General features: G+C 63.7%; 17 protein-coding genes. 7 read left to right on the top strand and 10 right to left on the bottom strand.

The genetic code is table 11. The features are described 5' to 3' along the window. Window positions 1–98: 98 nt before the first annotated feature. The gene (gene grpE, locus EOC83_RS27025; protein WP_027161324.1) at window positions 99–734 is read right to left on the bottom strand and encodes a nucleotide exchange factor GrpE; all 636 of its coding nucleotides are present in this window, start codon (window positions 732–734) and stop codon (window positions 99–101) included. Between the two features lie 242 nt (window positions 735–976). Here grpE and EOC83_RS27020 point away from each other — a divergent pair, with 242 nt between their 5' ends. The 3 genes from EOC83_RS27020 (at window position 977) to EOC83_RS27010 (ending at window position 2,827) form a co-directional block, all read left to right on the top strand. Beyond that, complete coding sequence (locus EOC83_RS27020; RefSeq protein WP_024502834.1) at window positions 977–1,174, top strand: hypothetical protein; 198 nt, start codon at window positions 977–979, stop codon at window positions 1,172–1,174. Continuing rightward, complete coding sequence (locus EOC83_RS27015) at window positions 1,149–1,652, top strand: hypothetical protein (protein ID WP_335916267.1); 504 nt, start codon at window positions 1,149–1,151, stop codon at window positions 1,650–1,652. Before EOC83_RS27020 ends, EOC83_RS27015 begins: the two co-directional genes overlap by 26 nt. 152 nt (window positions 1,653–1,804) lie before the next feature. Further along, window positions 1,805–2,827, top strand: coding sequence for a fatty acid desaturase (locus EOC83_RS27010; protein ID WP_063169014.1), 1,023 nt, complete (start codon window positions 1,805–1,807; stop codon window positions 2,825–2,827). Between the two features lie 123 nt (window positions 2,828–2,950). On the opposite strand, the gene EOC83_RS27005 is transcribed toward EOC83_RS27010, so the two are convergent. The 6 genes from EOC83_RS27005 to cysG all read right to left on the bottom strand — a co-directional run bounded on the left by EOC83_RS27005 (window position 2,951) and on the right by cysG (window position 9,556). Next, window positions 2,951–4,558, bottom strand: a complete 1,608-nt coding sequence (locus tag EOC83_RS27005; protein ID WP_063169015.1) for a GMC family oxidoreductase N-terminal domain-containing protein — start codon at window positions 4,556–4,558, stop codon at window positions 2,951–2,953. Between the two features lie 96 nt (window positions 4,559–4,654). Continuing rightward, entirely contained in the window at window positions 4,655–5,188 is a 534-nt protein-coding gene (locus tag EOC83_RS27000) for a DUF934 domain-containing protein (protein WP_063169016.1), read from the bottom strand. Between the two features lie 173 nt (window positions 5,189–5,361). After that, the gene (locus EOC83_RS26995; RefSeq protein WP_024502838.1) at window positions 5,362–6,126 is read right to left on the bottom strand and encodes a phosphoadenylyl-sulfate reductase; all 765 of its coding nucleotides are present in this window, start codon (window positions 6,124–6,126) and stop codon (window positions 5,362–5,364) included. Then, on the bottom strand, window positions 6,101–7,771 hold the full coding sequence (locus EOC83_RS26990) for a nitrite/sulfite reductase (RefSeq protein WP_063169017.1): 1,671 nt from the start codon (window positions 7,769–7,771) through the stop codon (window positions 6,101–6,103). Before EOC83_RS26990 ends, EOC83_RS26995 begins: the two co-directional genes overlap by 26 nt. A gap of 43 nt (window positions 7,772–7,814) precedes the next feature. Beyond that, a complete protein-coding gene (locus tag EOC83_RS26985) occupies window positions 7,815–8,108 on the bottom strand; it encodes a DUF2849 domain-containing protein (protein ID WP_013529562.1) in 294 nt (97 codons plus the stop codon). Next, window positions 8,105–9,556: a siroheme synthase CysG gene (gene cysG, locus EOC83_RS26980; RefSeq protein WP_024502841.1), complete on the bottom strand. Its 1,452-nt coding sequence runs from the start codon at window positions 9,554–9,556 to the stop codon at window positions 8,105–8,107. Before cysG ends, EOC83_RS26985 begins: the two co-directional genes overlap by 4 nt. Window positions 9,557–9,977: 421 nt before the next feature. Between cysG and EOC83_RS26975 the strand changes: the two genes are divergently transcribed. Further along, window positions 9,978–10,427: a host attachment family protein gene (locus EOC83_RS26975; RefSeq protein WP_013529560.1), complete on the top strand. Its 450-nt coding sequence runs from the start codon at window positions 9,978–9,980 to the stop codon at window positions 10,425–10,427. Window positions 10,428–10,646: 219 nt separating this feature from the next. Further along, a complete protein-coding gene (gene ybaL, locus EOC83_RS26970) occupies window positions 10,647–12,443 on the top strand; it encodes a YbaL family putative K(+) efflux transporter (protein WP_063169018.1) in 1,797 nt (598 codons plus the stop codon). A gap of 70 nt (window positions 12,444–12,513) precedes the next feature. On the opposite strand, the gene EOC83_RS26965 is transcribed toward ybaL, so the two are convergent. Then, on the bottom strand, window positions 12,514–13,323 hold the full coding sequence (locus EOC83_RS26965) for a helix-turn-helix transcriptional regulator (protein ID WP_063169019.1): 810 nt from the start codon (window positions 13,321–13,323) through the stop codon (window positions 12,514–12,516). A gap of 137 nt (window positions 13,324–13,460) precedes the next feature. Between EOC83_RS26965 and EOC83_RS26960 the strand changes: the two genes are divergently transcribed. Beyond that, entirely contained in the window at window positions 13,461–14,381 is a 921-nt protein-coding gene (locus EOC83_RS26960; protein ID WP_013529557.1) for a zinc-binding dehydrogenase, read from the top strand. 13 nt (window positions 14,382–14,394) lie between these two features. Here EOC83_RS26960 and EOC83_RS26955 read toward each other — a convergent pair whose 3' ends face one another. Beyond that, a complete protein-coding gene (locus EOC83_RS26955) occupies window positions 14,395–15,147 on the bottom strand; it encodes an SDR family oxidoreductase (RefSeq protein ID WP_013529556.1) in 753 nt (250 codons plus the stop codon). Window positions 15,148–15,308: 161 nt separating this feature from the next. On the opposite strand from EOC83_RS26955, the gene EOC83_RS26950 reads away from it, so the two are divergent. Next, on the top strand, window positions 15,309–15,674 hold the full coding sequence (locus EOC83_RS26950) for a nuclear transport factor 2 family protein (protein WP_027161316.1): 366 nt from the start codon (window positions 15,309–15,311) through the stop codon (window positions 15,672–15,674). A gap of 9 nt (window positions 15,675–15,683) precedes the next feature. Here EOC83_RS26950 and EOC83_RS26945 read toward each other — a convergent pair whose 3' ends face one another. Next, window positions 15,684–17,951 carry a transglycosylase domain-containing protein gene (locus EOC83_RS26945; protein ID WP_063169020.1) on the bottom strand — a complete coding sequence of 756 codons (2,268 nt, stop codon included), beginning with the start codon at window positions 17,949–17,951 and terminating at the stop codon, window positions 15,684–15,686. Window positions 17,952–18,020: the final 69 nt, after the last annotated feature.

Genomic DNA, 18,020 nt, shown 5'->3' with positions numbered 1-18,020 from the left:
GTAAGGGAATAGGGCAGTAGGGCAGTATGTTTAGCACGAAGCCGCACGGAAGGTGCGATTGCCCTTTTCCCTACTGCCCTACTGCCCTACTCCCTTAACTATGCATCTTTCTCAGCCTGCTCGTTTACCGGCCCCGGCTCGACCGGCGCTTCAGCGGCGGCAAACTTCGGACCGCCTTTGGCGACGCCGACCATAGCCGGGCGCAGCACGCGGTCGCCGATCGAATAGCCCGGCTGCACGACCTGGACCACGGTGTTGGCCGGGACGTCCGGATTGGGCACTTCGAACATCGCCTGGTGGAAATTGGGATCGAACTTCTCGCCTTCCGGCGCGAGCTTCTTGACCCCATGCCGTTCCAGCGCCGACAGCATGGCGCGCTCGGTGAGGTCGACGCCTTCGATCAGCGCCTTGAAGCCGGCGTCACCCGATGCCTTGGCCTCGGCGGGAATCGCATCCAGCGCGCGGCGCAGATTGTCCGACACCGAAAGCATGTCGCGGGCGAAATTCGCGACCGCGTAGGTGCGCGCATCGTGAACATCGCGCGCCGTGCGGCGACGCAGGTTTTCCATTTCGGCCGCCACGCGCAGCGCGCGGTCCTTCAGCTCTTCATTTTCCTTCAGCAGCCGGACAAGGGCTTCATAGTCGCCGTCGGTGCTGCCTTCCGTGCGCTCGGCTGCGGGCTCGGTCGCCTCGACTTCATCGGGCGCGCGTTCGTCTTTTGCCTGGTCGCTCATCGCCGTTTCCCGTCAATCTCGAATGATGTGGATTTTGTGCCCGATATCGATGTTTGGCAGCCAAAAATCAAGGGGTAAGCGATTATGGAAGCCACCGGCCAAGGCCGGACAATGGCAGGCAAGGCATTTCGATTTTAATTCAAATTTTACCTTAACTGCCGGCTTTGCTTGCCCCACAGGCAGGATGGGGGAACCATTCCCTTGCTGGAGGAGTTTCGAAGCCGACACAGGATTTTGAGACGATGACCCGCAACACGGGCGAAAAGGCAGAAGGGCTGGCCATCGAGGTCAGGCGCCAGTTGGGTGCCGAGGCGGTGACCCGCTTTCTACGCACCTTGCCGGCCTTCCGCACCGAGGCCGACATTCCCGACCGGCTCCGAGAACTGCTCGACCGCCTCGATGGGGCGGAGCGCGGTGACATCGGCTGGCGCCGGCGGTAACGCAACAATCAATCTTGGCAGCAAACCTCCTATCGGCAATAGCCGGGGAGAGCCGAACCATCTAAGGATAGATGTGTTGTGGTTCAAAATGGAGGACGTAGTGCGCAAGGTTTCGATCACCTCATCGCTGATGGCGCTTGTCGGCCTCGGCGCCATCACCTTGGCGGCTTTTCCGGCACAAGCAGACAATCTGCAGCTGCAATTGGGCAAACATGGCCCGCGGCTGAAGCTCATGGAAGATTGCGACCCCGCCTATGACGATTGCGAAGGCCCCCGTCGCGACGACCGGCGCGACCGCCGTCAACGAGGCTGCACGGAGGACCGGGCCCTCGACAAGGCAGACCGAATGGGCATCCGCCGCGCAAGGATAGAGTCCGTCGGCCGCCGGGAGATCACAGTCCGCGGCAGACAGGGTGGCGACCGCGTGCGCGTGACTTTTGGCACCGAGCGCGGCTGTCCCATCCTCGATCGCGAATAGCGATCGACCTCAGCGGAAAACCGACGCTCAGAATCATCAGCAGGTCGAACCGGCGGTTGGCTGGCTCGACCGCCGGGCCACGCGACAATTACGCACAGTAATTTTGCGTGATGTCGCCTTGCGGCGGCGAGGCACCCCGCCTATGCTTCCTGATGAACATGATTTCCCCTGAGACGGTCGCCAACAGCAAGCGCGCCTGGCTGAAGATTCTCGCCCGCTACAAGAAGCCTGACAGGCGGCGCAGCACCGTCGAACTCGCCATCACTCTCATTCCATTCGCCATGCTCTGGGGCCTGTCCTCGGCGGCCTATGCCTATGGCCATTGGTGGGGACTGATCCTCATCCTTCCCGCGGCCGGGTTTCTGGTGCGCATCTTCATGATCCAGCACGATTGCGGCCACGGCTCCTTCTTCGCCAATCGCTACGCGGACGACTGGATCGGCCGCGCGCTCGGCATCCTGACGCTGACGCCCTACGATTGCTGGCGGCGCGCCCACGCGACCCACCACGCCAGCGCCGGCAATCTTGACGAACGCGGCATGGGCGACATCCGGACGCTGACCGTTGCAGAATACCGGCAGATGTCGTGGCGAGGCCGCCTTGCCTATCGTCTCTATCGCCACCCGCTGGTGATGTTCGGGCTCGGTCCGATCTGGCTGTTCATCTTCGAGCAAAGGCTGCCCGTCGGCATGATGCGCGGCGGCCTGACCCCTTGGGTGTCGTCGATGACCACCAATCTTGGCATCGCGGTCGCAGCAGCCATCCTCATTTGGTTCGTCGGTCCCGGCGCGTTCCTGGTGGTCCACCTGCCGATCGTCATCCTCGCCGGTTCGGCCGGCATCTGGCTGTTCTATGTCCAGCACCAGTTCGAGGAAACGGAATGGGCGAAGGATGTCGACTGGGAATTCCAGCACGCCGCCTTGCACGGATCGTCCTATTACGACCTCCCGCCGGTGCTGAACTGGTTCACCGGCAACATCGGTGTCCATCACGTCCATCACCTCTCCGCCAAGGTGCCGTGCTACCGGTTGCAGGAAGTGCTGCGGGATTATCCCGAGCTGCGCGACATCGGCCGTGTCACGCTGCTGGAAAGCCTGCGCTGCGTTAAACTGGCGTTGTGGGACGAGAACCGCCGCAAGCTGGTGTCGTTCCGCGAGGCACGGGCGGCGGCTTAAGCAATTCCAGCAGAAGTGGTGAACGGTTTCCAGGGAAAGCGCGTAGCGTTTTCCCTGGGGCAATTGCGTCAAACCAAGAAAAGTAAAACGACCGCCAGTCTATAGGCACCGCGCCTGGAGCTCCTACCAGGCAGCCCTGATCATGTCGGCGGCCTTTTCGGCGATCATGATGGTTGGCGCATTGGTGTTGCCACCAATCAGTGTCGGCATCACCGAGGCGTCCACGACACGCAAGGCTTCAAGCCCGCGCACCTTGAGTTGCGGATCGACCACCGCCATCTCGTCGACGCCCATCCGACAGGAGCCGACCGGGTGATAGACCGTGTCGGCGCGGGTACGGATATGGGTCATCAGATCGGCATCGCTTGGCTCGCCGGCGATGTGCATTTCCTTGTGCCGGTAGCGCGTCAGCGCCGGTGAAGCCAGCACCTGCCGGGTGATCCTCACGCCTTTCAACAGCAGCTCCGCATCGCGCTGGTCGCTGAGAAAGCGCGGATCGATGCGCGGCGCGGCAAGTGGATCGGCGCTGGCCAGCCCAACCTCGCCACGCGAGTGCGGCCGCAATATGCAGACATGACAGGAGAAGCCGAAGCCGTAGTGCAGCGTGCGCGCATGGTTTTCGACCAGCCCGATGACGAATTGCAGCTGCAGGTCAGGGCGCTCAAGCGCCGGGTCGGATTTGACGAAAGCGCCGCTCTCGGCCGCCGGCGAGGCGATCAGCCCGGTCCCATCCCGCCGCCACTGCGCGATATGCCGTAGGAAACCCAACGCGCCGCGCGGGCTCATGCCAAGCATATCGGTGTCCTTCGATCTCCAGCCGACGATGAAATCGAGGTGGTCCTGCAGGTTCTTGCCGACGCCCGGCAATTCGTGGACGACGGGAACGCCATGCACGGCAAGTTCGGCCGCCGGGCCGATACCCGACAGCAACAGAAACTGCGGCGAACCGAAGGCACCGCCACACAGGATCACCTCGCACGACGCCTGCGCCACTGCCTCGCCTTTGCGTGTCCGGTAGCGGATACCGGTGGCCCGCTTGCCGTCAAGGACGATGCCTGTGGCGTGCGCCCGCGTGATCACGGTCAGATTGGTCCGCTGCATCACCGGATGGAGATAGGCGGCGGCAGTCGAACAGCGCTCGCCATTACGGGCGCCACCGGCAAATTGGGTCACCTGGAAATAGCCGGCGCCCTCTTGTTCCGGTCCGTTGAAATCGTCCAAGGCGCGAATCTGGTTTTCGGCACAAGCCTCTATGAAGGCCTTGGCGATTGGCCTCGGCGAGCGCTGGTTCGACACTTTCAACGGGCCGTCCCCGCCATGCAGGGCATCAGTGCCGCGCTCATTGCCTTCGGCGCGCCGGAAATAGGGCAGAACCTCATCCCATGACCAGCCCTCACAGCCCAGATCGGCCCATTCGTCATAGTCGCTGCGATGGCCCCTGACATAGAGCATCGCATTGATGGCGCTGGAGCCGCCCAGCGCCTTGCCGCGCGGCTGGTAGCCCTTGCGGCCGCCAAGACCTTGCTGCGGCACGGTTTCGAAGGCCCAATTGTTGATCCTGGGCCGGCCGGAAAGCATACCGATAATGCCAGCCGGAGCGCGGATCAGCATATCCCTGCCCTCGCCGCCAGCTTCGATCAGGCAGACCGTTTTCGAGGGGTCTTCCGAAAGCCGTGCGGCAAGCGCACAGCCGGCGGACCCAGCGCCGGCTATGACATAGTCGTAACGCATGAAGACCCTCCCCGATCATTCCGGATTTTCCATCCGGAAGCTCAAGAGAAGGCTTGAACAGGGGGCGTTGTAAAGACGCGCGGAATTACCGCAACGTCAGCCGCTGCGAACGCGCCGCCAGGAGTATTTCGGGCCTTTTGGTTCCGGCACGGCGGCTGGCTGGTAGTAGAGCCCCAATCCGCCGGTGCGGCCCTCCTCCAGGCGCTTCAACAGCACGGGGTTCGATATCTCGAACTCGTCGAAGCCCAGCCGCAGCATATGCGGCAGTTGGTCGACCAGCACCTGGCCGGTAGCGCGAACGGCACCTTCGAAATGGTAGCGGCCGCGCAGCAGCTCTCCCTTGGAGAAGGAGCGGCCGTCGCTGAAGGCCGGAAAGGCCAGCGCCACCAGCGACAGCTGGTCGAGCAGGTCGGCGACCTTCTCGAGCTGATCACCCGGCTGCAGCAGGACGCCGAGCCGTTCCTTGGCCGAGCGGCGCACCTCCGGATCGAGATCGAGGAAGACTTGCAACGGCAGGATGAAGCGGCCGTTGCCGGACAGCGCATCGGCGCTTTCGGCATGCGTCCACTCATCCTCCTGAAAACCCGCAGGGGTCCAGAGCCGGGTCTCCGGTGTCGTCGGTTCAGTCATCAAAAAGTTCCTAAACAGTCAAACGAAACCAAGGATGTGTTGAGATTCAGGTCAGGCTGCGCCGAAAATGGCGGCTTCCGAGAACCGGAGCGGAGCATACTTGAAGTACGTGAGCACCGGAAGCGCAGGAAGCCGCCGTTTGCAGGCCAGCCTTACCTGAATATCAGCATATCCTAAAGGGATGCGTCGGTCAGCGACTTCTCCAGCCCCGACAGGTGAATGCCGCACTCGGTCTTGGCATGACCGGCCCAGCGGCCGCTGCGCGCGTCCTCGCCCGGCTGCACCGGCTGCGTGCACGGGAAGCAGCCGATCGACAGATAGCCATAAGCGACCAGCGGATTTTCGCGCAGCGCATGCGCGCGCATATAGTCGGCCTGGTCCGATGTCGTCCAATGCGCCAGCGGATTGATGCGGATGCGCGGACCGACCGCCTCGAACACCGGCAGCGCTGCCCGCGTCGCGGCCTGAAAACGCTTGCGGCCAGTGAGCCAGGCACGAAATGGCGCGACACCGCGCGCCAGCGGCTCCACCTTGCGCACGTCGCAGCAGGCATCGGTATCGCTTTGGTGCAGATTGCCCGTCGGATCGATCCGTTCGAGTGCTGCTTCCTCGGGTTTGATCACCCTTATGTTGGTCAGCCCGAAATCGGCGGCGAGCGCATCGCGATAGCCGAGCGTCTCCTCGAAATGCTTGCCGGTGTCGAGGAAGATGACCGGCAGCGTCCGGTCGATCTTGGCGATCATGTGCAGCAGCACAGCCGAATCCGCGCCGAACGACGACACCGCCGCGATCTCGTCGAGGAACAGTTCGCGGGCCGAGCGTTCGATGATCTCGAGCGGCTTCAGATGACCATAGAGCGCGTCGAGCCCTGCCGCTTTGGCGGCGATGCCGTCATCGACGTCTCCAATACGGTCAAGCGGCCTTGGCTTCGCCAGCATAGAGCGCCTCCTTGAACGGCGCGGGACCGACTCGGCGGTAGGCGTCGATGAATTTCTCTTGTGGGTCGAGCCGAAGGCCGAGATAGGTCTCGACGATCTGTTCGATGGCGTCGGTGATCTCTTCCGAAGAGAAGCCGCGGCCGATGATCTCGCCGACCGAGGTGTTCTCGTCGGCCGAGCCGCCCAGCGTCACCTGATAGAGTTCGGAGCCCTTCTTCTCGACGCCGAGGATGCCGATGTGGCCGACATGGTGATGACCGCAGGCGTTGATGCAGCCGGAGATCTTCAGCTTCAGTTCGCCGATCTCGCGCTGCCGCTCAAGCGAGGCGAAGCGGCGCGAGATTTCCTGCGCGATTGGGATCGAGCGCGCCGTGGCCAGCGCGCAGTAGTCGAGGCCCGGGCAAGCGATGATGTCCGATATCAGGTTGGAATTGGCCGTCGCCAGGCCGATGCCGACCAGCGCATCATAGACCGCCTTGAGGTCGGCGCGGGCCACATGCGGCAGGATCAGGTTCTGCTCATGGCTGACACGCAGCTCGTCAAAGCCATATGTCTCGGCGATGCCGGCGATTGCGTCCATCTGGCTGTCCGAGGCGTCGCCAGGCACCTCGCCGATGCCCTTCAGCGAGATCGTCACAGCCGCATAATCGGGATGGCGGTGCGTCACGACATTCTGGTCGAGCCACTCCGAGAACCCCTTGGAATCGAGCCGCGCCAGCTTGACCGCCTGGTCGCCTTCCGGCCGCTCAGCGAGTGCCGGTGGCGCGAAATAGGCCTCGATGGCGCGGATATCGGCTTCCGGCAGCTTCAGCTGGGCGTCTTTCAACTCTTGCCACTCGGCCTCGATTTGGCGGGTGATCTCCTCGACCCCGGTCTCATGGACGAGGATCTTGATGCGCGCCTTGTACTTGTTGTCGCGGCGGCCATAGAGGTTGTAAACGCGCAGGATCGCCGTGCAGTAGGACAAAAGGTCGGCTTCCGGCAGGAAGTCGCGGATTTTGCGGGCAACCATTGGCGTGCGGCCCTGGCCGCCGCCGATATAGACGGCGAAACCGAGTTCGCCGGCGGCGTTCTTCCTCAGGTGCAGGCCGATGTCGTGGGTCTGGATGGCGGCGCGGTCGCGCTCGGCCCCCGTCACCGCGATCTTGAATTTGCGCGGCAGGAACGAGAATTCCGGATGCACCGATGACCACTGGCGCAGGATTTCCGCGTAGGGACGCGGATCGGCGACCTCGTCGGCGGCAGCGCCGGCGAAGTGGTCGGCGGTGACGTTGCGAATGCAATTGCCGCTGGTCTGGATGGCGTGCATCTCGACGCTTGCGAGATCGGCCAGGATCGCCGGAATGTCCGACAGCGCCGGCCAGTTGAACTGGATGTTCTGGCGCGTGGTGAAATGGCCGTAGCCCTTGTCGTATTTGCGGGCGATGTGGCCGAGCATGCGCAGCTGCTTGCCGTTCAGCGTGCCATAGGGCACCGCGATGCGCAGCATGTAGGCATGCAGCTGCAGATAGACGCCGTTCATCAGCCTCAATGGCCGGAACTGGTCCTCGGTGATCTCGCCGGCAAGACGGCGCTGCACCTGGTCGCTGAACTCGGCGACGCGGGCCTGGACAAAATCGTGGTCGAACTCATCGTAACGGTACATGCTTGGTCTTTCAGGGCGCGTCCGCCCATGCCTGGTGTCTTGGTTATGCTGCCCGCGCAGCCTGCTTGCCGAGATCGTTGCGGATGGTCGGGCCGGCGGCGCGGATCTTCTCGCGCAGCCGCACCGGTTGGACGACGCCGTTGACGACTTCGGCGTCGATCAAATTGACGTCGACCACTTCGTTGGCGGCATAGGCCTTGGCGCCGATCGCCTCGAGCCTGTCATCGGCTGCCTTGTCATGGGCGAGGTCGGCATGATCCACCGTCTCGGCCCAGCCGCCATCGGCGTACCAGACGGCGATGCCGTCGGTGAGGCGGTTGGCGGTCAGTATCTTCATTGCTGAACTCCTTCGGCGACCGAACTGGACGCGCCTTCATGCCTGTGTGCCGCCAGCGGCTCGGACCGTTCAAAGTTGGCGCCGGCGACCGCATCGCCGATGATGGTCATGACTGGGCCGGAAAGATCGGCGCGCGCTTCCAGCGACGGCAGGTCGGCAAGCGTGCCGTGGAAGCGCCGCCGGTTGGCGAGGCTGGCATTCTCGACCACGGCCACCGCAGTGTCCGGCGACAGGCCGGCCTCGATCAGCCGTCCGGCAACCTCGGCCGCCACCGAGCGGCCCATATAGACGGCGACGGTAGCGCCGGAAATCGCGAGCTTGGCCCAGTCGGGCAGCGAATTGCCCTTGAGGTCGTGGCCGGTGGTGAACACCATCGACGAGGAGACACCGCGCAAGGTCAGCGGCAGTTCGAAATCGGCGGCGGCGGCAAAGGCCGCGGTGACGCCCGGGACCACCTCATAGGCGATGCCGGCGTCGCGAAGTGCCGCCATCTCTTCGCCGGCCCGGCCGAACACCAGCGGATCGCCAGACTTCAGCCGCACGACACGCTTGCCTTCACGGCCAAGCTCGACCAGCAGCGCATTGATCTCAGCCTGGCTCTTGGTGTGGCAGCCCTTGCGCTTTCCGACCGGCAGGCGCTCGGCATCGCGGCGACCCATGGCAACGACCGCCTCGGGCACAAGGGCGTCATGGACGATGACATCGGCTTCCATCAGCAGACGATGGGCTCGCAAGGTCAATAGATCCTCGGCGCCCGGACCGGCGCCAACCAGCGCGATGTGACCGCAAGCGGGCGTGTTCGACAGCAGAAGATCGACGGCGGCGTCATGCGCCTGCGAAAGCTGGCCGGCTTCAGCCGCGCGCGCAGGAGCGCCAGCGAAGAAATCATTCCAGAAGCGGCGGCGGGCATTGCCTCTCGGCAGCAGCTTCTCGGCAGCCCCGCGAAACGAAGCCGCAAGAATTGCCAGCGGCCCGAGCGACGGCGACAGCATGCGGTCGATGCGGCCGCGCAACATTTGGGCAAGCACCGGGCCTGCACCCTCGGTGCCGATGGCGATGGCCACCGGCGCGCGGTTGACCAGCGCCGGGGTGAAGAAATCGCAAAGCTCAGGCCGATCGACGGCATTGACCGGAATGCCTAGGCGGCGCGCATCCGCGGCCACCCGGCGGTCGAGTTCCTCGTCGCCGCTGGCGGCAAACACCATGACCGCGCCTTCGAGCTGCGACGCCTCGTAAGCCGCGGCAAAATGAGTCGCGCCGGCCTGGGCGACGAAGGCGAGCAGGTCGGGCTCGGCGTGTTCCGCGACGATCCGCAGGAGCGCGCTCGACTGTCCGATCAGCCGCGCCTTGGCCAGCGCCTCTTCGCCGCCCCCGACGATGGCCACAGCTTCGCCCTCAACCCGCATGAACACGGGGAAGGCGTTGAGCTTGGGAGCAGTGTGCGACATGGACGCGAGCGGAATCCTCAATGAGCTTGCAGTTCTACGCGCGAGCGCGAGAAACCAGAAGGAACGCACTCGCGCATCCCTTATCGGGATGCAATTGCTTTTCTGAAAGCATCCCGGCCAAGAGAAAAATATTTCTCATTTACAGATAGAGCGGATTCAAGCTTCTGTCGCAGGCCTTGATTTGTGGCTCTTTTAGCGCCCGGCGAGAAAAGCCGCAAAACTGTTTTTTCTAAATTCTACCAAGTTAGTAGATTAAAGTCGCGACCTCGGGATAGCCAGAATGTCCAACGCCGACGTGGCTGCCGACTGGAACATTACCGGCTCGAGGTGCGTTCTCAAAAGGCCCGTCATGTCGGATCGAAATCCGGCTGCGGAATGCCAACTAAAGGTCGCCACGCGGCTAAAAAGGAGCCCTGTCATCATGAACACAATCATACTCAAGCACGGTATCTGGGTGATCGTGGCCGATGGCGAGAAGGCGCTTTTCCTCAGGAACGCCGGTGACAACAAATATCCGAATCTCGAGGTGGTGCAGGAAATGCAGCAGGACAACCCGCCCACCCGCGAGCAAGGCAGTGACAGCCCCGGCCGATACAGTGATGGTCCCTCCGTACACCGCAGCGCAGTCGAGGATACGGACTGGCACCGCATCGGCAAGGAGCGTTTTGCCGATGAAATCGCCGCCCGGCTCTACAAGCTCGCGCATGACGGCGAGTTCAGCGAGATCGTGCTCGTCGCGCCGCCGGTGGTGCTTGGGACAATGCGCAAAAAGCTGCACAAGGAGGTCGGGGACAAGGTGACCGCCGAAATTCCCAAGACATTGACCAACCATGCCATACCGGAAATCGAGGCCTTGCTGCGGGCAGCCTGATCATCGATCGGCCCTGACGAATCGAGACGAATAGCTCCGCACAAATTCCGATCCGGCCGGCAGCTTTCTCAGCTGCCGGTCAAATTTTCGCGGCAGCGCCGTCGATTTCACGGCTTTGCGGGTTGCATCGCCGACATACCATCCACCATATTGCAAACAGGCGGCGGCCTTGGGCGGCGCTCATCCAACATCGCTGACTTGAAAGGCGCTCCATAGACAATGCCGCATGACACGCCCCTTATCGCCACCATCGTCGCCGGTCTGGGGCTGGCTTTCGTCTTCGGGGCTCTCGCCAACCGCTTCCGCATTCCGCCCCTGGTCGGTTATCTCATAGCCGGCGTGCTGGTCGGGCCGAACACGCCCGGCTTCGTCGCCGATGCCGGGCTTGCCAACGAACTGGCCGAAATCGGCGTCATCTTGCTGATGTTCGGCGTCGGGCTGCACTTCTCGCTCAAGGATCTGCTGTCGGTGCGTGCCATCGCCGTGCCGGGCGCCATCGTCCAGATCGGCTTTGCCACCGCGCTTGGCGCTGGTCTTGCCTGGATGCTCGGCTGGTCGATGGGCGCGGGGCTGGTGTTCGGCCTGGCGTTGTCGGTCGCCTCGACCGTGGTGCTGCTGCGTGCCCTGCAGGAACGGCGGATGATCGAGACCGAGCGCGGCCGCATCGCCGTCGGCTGGCTGATCGTCGAGGATCTGGCCATGGTGCTGGCGCTGGTGCTGCTGCCGGCGCTCGCTGGCGTGCTCGGCGGCCAGGAGCAGGCCGACGCCCATGCCAGCGGCCTGCTGTCGCTGCCGGCCAGCTACGGCATCTGGGGCGTCGTCGGCATCACGCTGGCCAAGGTCGCCGCCTTCGTCATCGTCATGCTGGTGGTCGGCCGCCGGGTCATTCCCTGGATCCTGCACTATGTCGCCCATACCGGCTCGCGCGAACTGTTCCGGCTGGCGGTTCTGGCCATCGCGCTCGGCGTCGCCTTCGGTGCGGCCAAACTGTTCGGTGTCTCGCTGGCGCTGGGCGCCTTCTTCGCCGGCATGATCATGAGCGAATCCGAACTCAGCCACCGCGCGGCGGAAGAATCGCTGCCGCTGCGCGATGCCTTCTCCGTGCTGTTCTTCGTCTCGGTCGGCATGCTGTTCGACCCGTTCAGCCTGATCAGCAATGGTTGGCCAATCCTGGCGACGCTCGCCATCATCGTCATCGGCAAATCACTGGCCGCGTTCGCCATCGTTGTTGCCTTCGGCTATCCCATCGCCACGGCGCTGATAATCTCGGCAAGCCTCGCCCAGATCGGCGAGTTCTCCTTCATCCTGGCTGAACTCGGCGTCGGGCTGAAGCTGCTGCCGGAACAGGGCCGCGACCTCATTCTGGCCGGTGCGATCCTGTCGATTGTCCTCAACCCGCTGATGTTCCTGGCCATCGACTGGATGAAGCCGTGGCTGGAACGGCGCGCCGCCAGGACGGCACCACCGGTCGAGGCAAAACCGGTTGGTCCGGCGACGGAGCCGGGCCAGGTGGCCTCTGTCGCGGCAGCGGCGAAAAAGGAGGACGGGCCGCCGCCAAAGACGGCACTCACCGGCCATGCCATCCTGATCGGCTACGGCCGTGTCGGTGGCCTGGTCGGCTCGGCCCTGAAAGGCGCGGCAATGCCCTTCCTGGTCATCGAGGACGCCGACAAGACGCTGGCGAAGCTGAAAGCGGACAGCGTCGAGACCGTCGCCGGCAATGCGGCCAATGCCGAAGTGTTCGCCGCCGCCAACCCCGAGGGCGCCAGCCGGCTGATCCTTGCGATCCCCAATGCCTTCGAAGCCGGCCAGATCGTGCTCCGCGCCCGCGCCGCCAATCCCGCTATCAACGTCATCGCCCGTGCCCATTCCGATGCCGAGGTCGAACATCTCAAGGGTTTGGGCGCCGATACGGTGATCATGGGCGAGCGCGAGATTGCGCGCGGGATTGTGGAAGAAGTTCTCGGTTCCAAACCGGAGTTGAGGCGCGAAACCGCCGAGCCGTCGGTGGCCTGAGTCCCAAAGCCCAAGCTGCACTCTCGCACGCTGGCAACGTGATCGGCTCGACCACCCTTTCAAGCGAGCATCACGCCACGAATGCAGAGCCGCCATTTTGCGCGATACCGCTGAGGTATTTGGCCGGCGGCTTCCCAAGCGCCTTCTTGAACATGGTGATGAAGGCCGTAACGGAACCATAGCCGAGATCGCCCGAGACCTGCTGGACACTCTTGCCGGAAGCCAGTTCCCGAATTGCAACGATCAAGTGCAATTGCTGGCGCCAGCGCCCGAAACTCAGCCCCGTCTCCTTTGCCACAAGGCGGGCGAGGCTGCTCTCGCTGAGCGCGATGCGGTTGGCCCATTCCGCCAGTGTGCTGCGGTCGGCAGGGTCTTGCGCCAACGCTTCGGCGATCCTGTTCAAGCGTGGCTCGGACGAGATCGGCAGGTGCAATTGCTGGACAGGCATGCGTGGCAATTCGGTGAGCAGCATCTTGGTCAAGAGTTCGCCCCTCGCCCCGTCACCCTCCACCCGATCGGAAAGCTCGATGATCAATTCGCGCAGCAGGGGCGAGATTGAAAACGTGCAGCACCGCTCCGGCAGATCGGCGGCTCCCGGCTCTATGTAGACGAAAAAAATCCGGGCGTTGGCGGTTGCGACATTGCTGTGCTCCATGCCGCCGGGGATCCACACCCCGCAATGCGGCGGCACCATCCATAGACCGCTTGGAACGCGGCATGTGACGCCGCCGCCGAGTGCGAAGACGAGTTGGCCTTTGCGGTGCCGATGGGCGGGGACTTCCGCTCTGGTGTCGGGGATGTCGACGCGCACGGCAATCGCCGGCGCGGCAGGGTCATCCACATCGAGATCGAGCCAGGGGTAGCTGAGGGGTTGTCTCATGGTTGACTGTTATTAGCGATTAAACGCCATGATAGCTAAATTCTTTAACAGCGAAAGTCGATAAGCTCCGGCTCGTACTCAGCTTGCCGTGCTTTCCACAGCAAGCTGGCACCGACAAGCCAGCAACAAGGTACGCCATGCTCGCCCTGGTCATCTCTCCCGAAAGCGCGACCGGGTTGAGGCTCGCCGACATCGCCGAGCCTCAACCGGCTTCGAACGAAGCGCTTGTCTCTGTCCACGCAACTTCGTTGAACCGGGGCGAACTGCGCCTGCTTGCCATACGCCCCGAGGGCTGGATACCCGGCCAGGACATCGCGGGGATTGTCGAACGAAGAGCAGCCGATGGTTCCGGGCCAGCCGTCGGCGCCCGGGTTGTTGCTTTGGTCGACGAGGCCGGTTGGGCCGAACGCATCGCAGTCCCAATCGACCGTCTCGCCGTCCTGCCGGATGACGTCAGTTTCGTTTCCGCAGCCACACTTCCTGTCGCCGGTACGACGGCACTAAGGACTCTACGCCATGGCGGCGACCTCGCCGGCCAGCAGGTCTTGATCACCGGTGCAAGCGGAGCGGTCGGCCGTTTTCAGATCCAGATCGCCCGCGAGCAAGGCGCCTCGGTGACGGCAATCGCCGCGGCCCGGCACGCCGACGATCTCCGCGGCCTCGGAGCCCGGCAGGTTGTCGAAGCGATCGATCTGGCCGAGGGGCCGTTCTCGCTGATCACCGAGTCGGTCGGCGGCCAAAGCCTCGCACGCGCGATCGAACGTATCGCACCTGGCGGGACCATCGTCATGTTCGGTTCGAGCAGCGGCGAGCTGACGCCCGTCGGATTCCGCCAGTTCGTTCCGGATCATGAAGGGGCAAGGCTTCAGACTTTTGCGTACTACACGTCTGGTCCAGGCATCGGCGAGGACATCGCCTCACTGCTCGCTCTGGTCGCAGCCGGCCGGCTCGAAACGCGCGTGGCCTTGACGGCGCCGTGGACAGACGTCGCTCAAGCGCTGGACGCACTGCGACAGCGCAGCTTCAGCGGCAAGGCTGTTCTCACCATAACAGGATGAGCATCCTGTTTTGTCACACGTGCTGGCCGCCATTGATGTGGATTTCCGAGCCAGTCACATACGACGCCTGCTGCGAGCACAGGAAAAAGATGATGTCGGCGACTTCGGCCGTGGTGCCAAGGCGCCTGAGAGGAATGGTCTCGACGATCTTGTCCGTGCCCGGCGACAGGATCGCGGTATCGATTTCGCCCGGCGCAATCGCGTTGACGCGGATGCCGTGCGGACCGAAATCATGCGCCATCTCGCGCGTCAGCGAGCCGAGTGCCGCCTTCGATGTCGCGTAGGCCGTGCCGGCGAAAGGATGCACGCGGGTTCCGGCGATCGAGGTTACGTTGACGATCGAGCCCTTGGCCGCCGCCAGTTCCTTGAACAGCCCGCGCGCCAGCATGATCGGCGCGAAGAAATTGACCTGGAACACGTCGCGCCAGACATGCATCGGCGTGTCGATCGAATTCATGCGGCTGTTGCCGTCCTTGAGCTTCGGCGAAATGCCGGCATTGTTGACCAGCGCATGCAACTGGCCGCCATGCGCTTCCAGCCGGTGGCGAATTTCGGAGACGGCGATGCCGACATCCTCCTGATCGGCGAGATCGACCTTGATGTGGTCTTCCGGCCCGGCCGGCCACGGGCAGTCCTCGGCGAAAGCCTGCCTGGAGCAGGTGATGACGCGCCAGCCCTCGCGCGAAAAACGCTTGACGGTGGCGTGGCCGATGCCGCGGCTAGCGCCGGTCAGCACGATGGTCTTTCGGGTGTCGAGCTCAGTCATTTCAGGTCTCCAGCCGGCAGATGTAGCCGAACGCCGCCGAGGTGGCGAGAGGCCGAAATGTCACCATTCACCTCAAAGGAGGAACCGGGAAGCCGGCTCGCCGTTGGTCCTTGAATGCGGAAAGGGTGCGGGGTTCTGAATCAATCTATCAGGACAAAGTCATGACACAGACAGCACCCCTCGACATCGCCACCGCCTTCACCAAAGCGTGGACAGGACACGACCTCGAAAAGGCAGCATCCTATGTCGCCGACGACGTCGTTTTTGATGGGCCGATGCAACAGTCGACTGGCAAGGCCCCCTACCTCGAGGGCCTGACCAAACTTTCACAGGATGTGACCGGTGTGCGCATGATCGCGGCCTTCGGAGACGACCACCAGGCGCTGCTAATGTATGACTTGATGACAGAGTCGTCCGGCGCGCTTTCCTGCGCCAAGCACCTCACCATCAGCGACGGCAAAATTCACAGCGACAAACTGACCTTTGACAGCAAGAAGCTGGGCAGCGCCAAACCAAAGGCGAATTAGCAGGTCTACTCAGCCGCCAAGGAGGTCGAGGATCGAGGTCTGCCGCTTCTTGCGCGGGCCGCCAACGTCGCCTGGCGGCACCGGGTGCTTGATCGACGCGGTGGCGCCGTCATCCCCCGGCATGGAAAGGCCATCGGCATCGACGGTTTGGGCGGGACGAGCCGCGCGGACCGGCGCTGGCGCTTGGGCAACCGGCGCTGCTGGCCGCGCTGGTGCCTGCTGGCCGACCGACGTGGACGGAACCGGCGCCGTGTTGTTCGCCGAGGGTATCTCGTCGGGGACGATTGTGTCGCCCGGCGTCGATTTCCAGGTGCCGGGCAGCGGCCGCACCGGCACACCTTCGTGGGCCGCAACCATGAACTCGTGCCAGGCCTGCGCCGGCAGTGCGCCGCCGGTGACCTTCTTCATCGGGCTGCCATCATCATTGCCGAACCACACACCGGTGGTGAGATTGGCGGTGTAGCCGACGAACCAGGCGTCGCGCGAATTCTGACTGGTGCCGGTCTTGCCGGCCGATGGCCAGGCGAAAGCCGCTTTCCGGGCAGTGCCGATCTCAACCGTGCCCGTCATCATCGAGTTCATCATGCCGACGATCTCAGGCTTGACGACGCGCGGCGCGCTGCCGCCGCCGCTGTCGTAAAGCACTTTGCCCTCGGTGGTCGTCACGCGCCGGATGAAATGGATGTCGGGCTTGTAGCCGCCATTGGCAAAGGGGACATAGGCCGATGTCAACTCCAGCGGCGTCACTTCCGAAGTGCCGAGCGCGATCGAGGTGTTGGCTGTCAGGTCGGACTGGATGCCCATGCGGTGCGCCGCCTCGACAACCGCGTTCGGCCCGACCTCCATGGTCAGCTGCGCTGCCACCGAGTTCAGAGACTTGGCCAGCGCAGTGGCCAGCGTCACCTTGCCGAAATACTTGCCGCCGTAATTGTCGGGCGTCCAGTTGCCGATCTTGATCGGCGCATCGTTGCGGATGCTGTCGGGCGTGCGGCCGGCTTCAAGAGCGGCCATATAGACGAACGGCTTGAATGCCGAACCCGGCTGGCGACGTGCCTCCGAAGCACGGTCGAACTGGCTGGTCGAATAGTCGTAGCCGCCGACCATGGCGCGCACCGCACCGGAATCGTCGATCGACACCAGGGCGCCCTGGCTGACGTTGAGTTTCTTGCCGCTGTCGTCGATCAGCCTGCGGATCGATTGCTCGGCGAGCTTCTGCAGGTTTAGGTCGACGGTGCTGTCGATGACGATATCGCCGCGTACGTCGCCGATCAGGTCGGGCAGTTCCTCCATGATGGTATCGGCGACGTAATTCTCCGAGCCGGTCCAATAGGACGGCGCACGCGTTGCCGGCGCGCTCATCGCCGAGGTCAGTTCCTTGGCGCTGATCTTGCCCTCGTCGCGCATGGCGGCAAGCACCAGCTGCGAGCGCTCCTCGGCGGCCTTCGGATCGCGTGCCGGGGACAGCCGCGACGGCGCCTTCAGCAGGCCGGCAAGCAATGCGGCTTCCGACAGGGTGACGTCGCGCGCGCTCTTGCCGAAATAGCGGCGCGAGGCGGCTTCGACGCCATAGGCGCCAGAGCCGAAATACACCCGGTTCAGGTACATTTCGAGGATCTGGTCCTTGGTGTGCTTGTGCTCCAGCCATAGCGCCAGCAGCACTTCCTGCACCTTGCGCTCCAGCGTGCGGTCGGGTGTCAGGAACAGGTTCTTGGCCAATTGCTGGGTCAGCGTCGAGCCACCCTGCGAGAAATGCCCGCCAAGCACATTGGTGACCATGGCGCGGGAAAGCCCGATCGGGTCGATGCCGAAATGCGAGTAGAAGCGCCGATCTTCGATGGCGATGACGGCTTCCGGGATATAGGGCGACATTTCGTGCAGGCCGACCGCCTCGCCGCCGCTCATGCCGCGATTGGCGAGCAATTGGCCATCTGCCGAGACGATCTTGATGTTGGGGGCGCGGTCGGGAATCGACCAGGTCGTCGCCGCCGGCATCTTGGCGCCGTAGTAGATGACGATGCCGGCCACGGCGATGCCGCCCCAGATGGCGAGCACGAAGCACCAGTAGAACAGCCGGCCGAGCACGCCGAACAGGCCGCGCCGGCTTCTGCCGCGCTTGACCCGCGACGATTTCCCTTTGGCCGGCTTGCGTTTTGCGGAGGCTTTGCGATTGCTCGGCACGACGCGATCCTCCTCGTTCACCGAAAGACCCGCCGAGGACCGCGCCTGCGGCGGCCCCTCGAAACTGGGTTCGATGCGACTGTCTCTGCGGTTCGCCATGCGCTGTGCTTGATGTCCCCGATGCCTATGGCGTTCGGGTTGAAGAGTAGATGCGGCGATTTAAGGGCG

Source organism: Mesorhizobium sp. Primo-A, assembly GCF_003997175.1.
In the GTDB taxonomy this organism is placed as follows: domain Bacteria; phylum Pseudomonadota; class Alphaproteobacteria; order Rhizobiales; family Rhizobiaceae; genus Mesorhizobium; species Mesorhizobium ciceri.
Note: the sequence above shows the minus strand (reverse complement) of the source record. Positions and strands in the feature narration are given on the sequence as shown.